Genomic DNA, 3,840 nt, shown 5'->3' on the forward strand with positions numbered 1-3,840 from the left:
CGTTGCTGGGCGCCGGCTTGCCGGCGATGCGCCGTTCGCCGGCGCCTCCACGACGCTCTTTGCGCGCCACACCCCGCTTTCCGAAGGACCGCCCCGCCATGCAGAAACGCCCGAGAATCAACGCCTCCGTCAGCCCCAAGGGCAGCCTGGAAACCCTGTCGCAGCGCGAAGTGCAGCAGCTGCGCGAGACCGGCTCCGGCAGTGTCTACCGCCTGTTCCGCCAGTGCGCGCTGGCGATCCTCAACACCGGCTCGCACAGCGACAACGCCAAGACCATCCTCGAGGCCTACCCGGACTTCGAGGTGCATATCCACCAGCAGGATCGCGGCATCCGCCTGGAACTGGTCAACGCCCCGGCGGACGCCTTCGTCGACGGCGAGATGATCGCCAGCACCCGCGAGATGCTGTTCAGCGCCCTGCGCGACATCGTCTACACGCAGAGCGAGCTGGAGAACAAGCGCATCGACCTGGACAGCTCCGAAGGCATCACCGACTACGTCTTCCACCTGCTGCGCAATGCGCGCACCCTGCGCAGCGGCGTCGAGCCGAAGATGGTGGTGTGCTGGGGCGGCCACTCGATCAGCACCGACGAGTACAAGTACACCAAGAAGGTCGGCCACGAGCTGGGCCTGCGCGGCCTGGACATCTGCACCGGCTGCGGCCCGGGGGTGATGAAGGGGCCGATGAAGGGCGCCACCATCAGCCACGCCAAGCAGCGCAACCTGGGCGGCCGCTATCTGGGCCTGACCGAGCCGGGGATCATCGCCGCCGAGGCACCCAACCCCATCGTCAACGAACTGGTGATCCTGCCGGACATCGAGAAGCGCCTGGAGGCCTTCGTCCGCGTCGGCCACGGCATCATCATCTTCCCCGGCGGCGCCGGCACCGCCGAAGAGCTGCTCTATCTGCTCGGCATCCTCACCCACCCGGACAACCGCGACCTGCCCTTCCCGGTGATCATCACCGGGCCGAAGACCGCCGCCACCTATCTGCAGCAGCTGCACGAGTTCATCGGCGAGACCCTCGGCGAAGCCGCCCAGCAGCGCTATCGGATGATCTTCAACGACCCCGCCGAGGTGGCCCGCGAGATGGCTGCCGGGATCAAGGCGGTGCGCCAGTTCCGCCGCGAGCGCAACGACGCCTTCCACTTCAACTGGCTGCTGAAGATCGACGAAAGCTTCCAGCGCCCGTTCGAACCGACCCACGCCAACATGGCCGGACTCAAGCTGACCCGCCAGCAGCCGCTGCACGAACTGGCGGCCAACCTGCGCCGCGCCTTCTCCGGCATAGTCGCCGGCAACGTCAAGGAGAACGGCATCCGCCTGATCGAGCAGCACGGCCCCTACGAGATCCGTGGCGAGACCAGCATCATGCGCCCGCTGGATCGCCTGCTGCAGGCCTTCGTCGAGCAGCACCGGATGAAGCTGCCGGGCGGCAGCGCCTATGAGCCCTGCTACCGGGTGGTCGACTGACTCGCGCCGCCGGCGCTTTCGCGGCGCCGGCAAAATCGTTAATCTGGCGCAATGCCATTATTCCAGCGCCAGATTCTCGCCATTCTCCTGCTGTGCGGCCTCGCCTTCGAGGCTCGCGGCGAGACGCTGCGCCTGGTCACCGAGGCCTGGGCGCCCTACGTCTACCAGGAGGGCGACCAGCCCGCCGGCCTCGACTACGAGATCAGCCGCGAGGTGCTGCGCCGCCTGGGCGTCGAGCTGGAGCTGCAGTTCATGCCCTGGAAGCGCTGCCTGCTGGCGCTGGAGCAGGGCCAGGCCGACGGCATCCTCGACATCTTCCATCTGCCCGAGCGCGAGGCGCAGATGCTGTTCGTCGACGAGACGCTGAGCGAGGTCGAGCTGGTGCTGTTCTTCGCCCGCAAACGCCCCTATCCCTACCGGCGTCTGGAGGATCTGCAGGACCTGGTGATTGGCATCTCGCCGGGCTACTGGTACAACGACGAGGCCTTTCGCAGCTCGCCGCTGTTCAGCCGCGAAGAGGCGCCGACCCACGAGGCCAACCTCGGCAAGCTGGTGCGCCAGCGCGTCGATCTGGTGGTCAACGACCGCCGCGCCGGCCTCTACCTGACCGCCCAGCTGGGCCTGCAGGAGCAGGTCGACTACCACCGCAAGCCCATCGGCCACGACCGCCTGTACCTGGCCCTGCGCCGCGACCCGGCGCTGCAGCGTCTGGCCGCCGAGTTCGCCGGCGAACTGCGCCGCTTCAAGCGCGAGCCCGCCTACGCCCGCCTGCAGGCACGTTACGCCGCCCCCACACCATCCAGGCCGTGAACCAACCGACAGGCTGGTGACTACGCAAACCGCTCGCTCTGTTATACTCGGGCCTTCCCGCCAGGCTTGCGCCCGGATGCTAGCCCCCCAGAGGCCAGCAGTACCGGACGGGATCATGCTTCCCACGCGTGATTCAAGCCAGGCTCTACACCCCCAGGGCCACGCCCTCACTTAGTACAGGATTGCTCATGTCCTTTGCCTCCCTCGGTCTCTCCGAGGCTCTAGTCCGTGCGGTCGAGTCCGCCGGCTACACCCAGCCCACTCCGGTGCAACAGCGGGCCATTCCCGCCGTGTTGCAAGGTCGCGATCTCATGGTGGCGGCCCAGACGGGTACAGGTAAGACGGGCGGTTTCGCCCTGCCGATCCTCGAACGCCTGTTTCCAGGCGGTCATCCGGATCGCGAACAACGTCACGGCCCGAAACAACCGCGCGTGCTGGTGCTGACCCCCACTCGCGAACTGGCCGCCCAGGTGCATGACAGCTTCAAGGTCTATGCCCGCGATTTGAAATTCGTCAGCGCCTGCATCTTCGGCGGCGTTGGCATGAACCCGCAGGTCCAGGCCCTGGCCAAGGGTGTCGACGTGCTGGTGGCCTGCCCCGGTCGCCTGCTCGACCTGGCCAATCAGAAAGCCATCGACCTGTCTCATGTCGAAATCCTCGTGCTCGACGAAGCCGACCGCATGCTCGACATGGGCTTCATCCACGACGTGAAGAAGGTGCTGGCCAAGCTGCCGGCGCAGCGCCAGAACCTGCTGTTCTCGGCGACCTTCTCCAAGGACATCACCGACCTGGCCGGCAAGCTGCTGCACAACCCCGAGCGCATCGAGGTGACGCCGCCGAACACCACGGTCGAGCGTATCGAACAGCGCGTGTTCCATCTGCCCTCCAGCCACAAGCGCGCCCTGCTCGCCCACCTGATCACCCAGGGCGCCTGGGAACAGGTGCTGGTGTTCACCCGCACCAAGCACGGCGCCAACCGCCTGGCCGAGTACCTCGACAAGCACGGCCTGCCGGCCGCCGCGATCCACGGCAACAAGAGCCAGAACGCGCGCACCAAGGCCCTGGCCGACTTCAAGGCCAACCAGGTGCGCATCCTGGTGGCCACCGATATCGCCGCCCGCGGCCTGGATATCGACCAACTGCCGCACGTGGTCAACTTCGAGCTGCCCAACGTCGAGGAAGATTACGTGCACCGCATCGGCCGCACCGGCCGCGCCGGGCGTAGCGGCGAGGCGATCTCGCTGGTGGCGCCGGACGAGGAGAAGCTGCTCAAGAGCATCGAGCGGATGACCAAGCAGAAGATCCCCGACGGCGACCTGATGGGCTTCGATGCCAGCACCGTCGAGGCCGAGCGCCCGGAAACCCGCGAACCGCGCCAGCCGCGCGGGCAGAAGCAGCCCAAGGCGCAGAACGCCCAGGGCGGCGACAAGCCCAAGGGCGAGCGCCATGGCGTCGGCCGCAAGGACAAGGGCAAGGACAGCGGCAAGGAGCACAAGAGCAAGCCGCAGCAGCAGGGCCAGAACCGTCGCGGCCAGGCGCCGCGCGGCAGCAGCCAGGC

3 protein-coding genes are annotated in these 3,840 nt (G+C 67.3%); all 3 read left to right on the forward strand.

The genetic code is table 11. The features are described 5' to 3' along the window. The first annotated feature begins 98 nt into the window (after positions 1-98). On the forward strand, positions 99-1,472 hold the full coding sequence (ppnN, locus tag N878_RS14750; RefSeq protein WP_021444395.1) for a nucleotide 5'-monophosphate nucleosidase PpnN: 1,374 nt from the start codon (positions 99-101) through the stop codon (positions 1,470-1,472). Positions 1,473-1,523: 51 nt separating this feature from the next. Beyond that, positions 1,524-2,282 carry an ABC transporter substrate-binding protein gene (locus N878_RS14755; protein WP_021444396.1) on the forward strand — a complete coding sequence of 253 codons (759 nt, stop codon included), beginning with the start codon at positions 1,524-1,526 and terminating at the stop codon, positions 2,280-2,282. A 188-nt stretch (positions 2,283-2,470) separates the two neighbouring features. Continuing rightward, positions 2,471-3,840: DEAD/DEAH box helicase (locus N878_RS14760; RefSeq protein ID WP_021444397.1), on the forward strand; the 1,370-nt coding region annotated here is incomplete at its 3' end.

This window comes from Pseudomonas sp. EGD-AK9, assembly GCF_000465935.2.
Lineage (GTDB): Bacteria > Pseudomonadota > Gammaproteobacteria > Pseudomonadales > Pseudomonadaceae > Aquipseudomonas.

What these genes read in the sequence shown, in the direction of transcription:
- N878_RS14755 (WP_021444396.1), top strand. Translation starts at nt 1,524, where the DNA reads ATGCCATTATTCCAGCGCCAGATTCTCGCCATTCTCCTGCTGTGCGGC.
- ppnN (WP_021444395.1), top strand. Translation starts at nt 99, where the DNA reads ATGCAGAAACGCCCGAGAATCAACGCCTCCGTCAGCCCCAAGGGCAGC.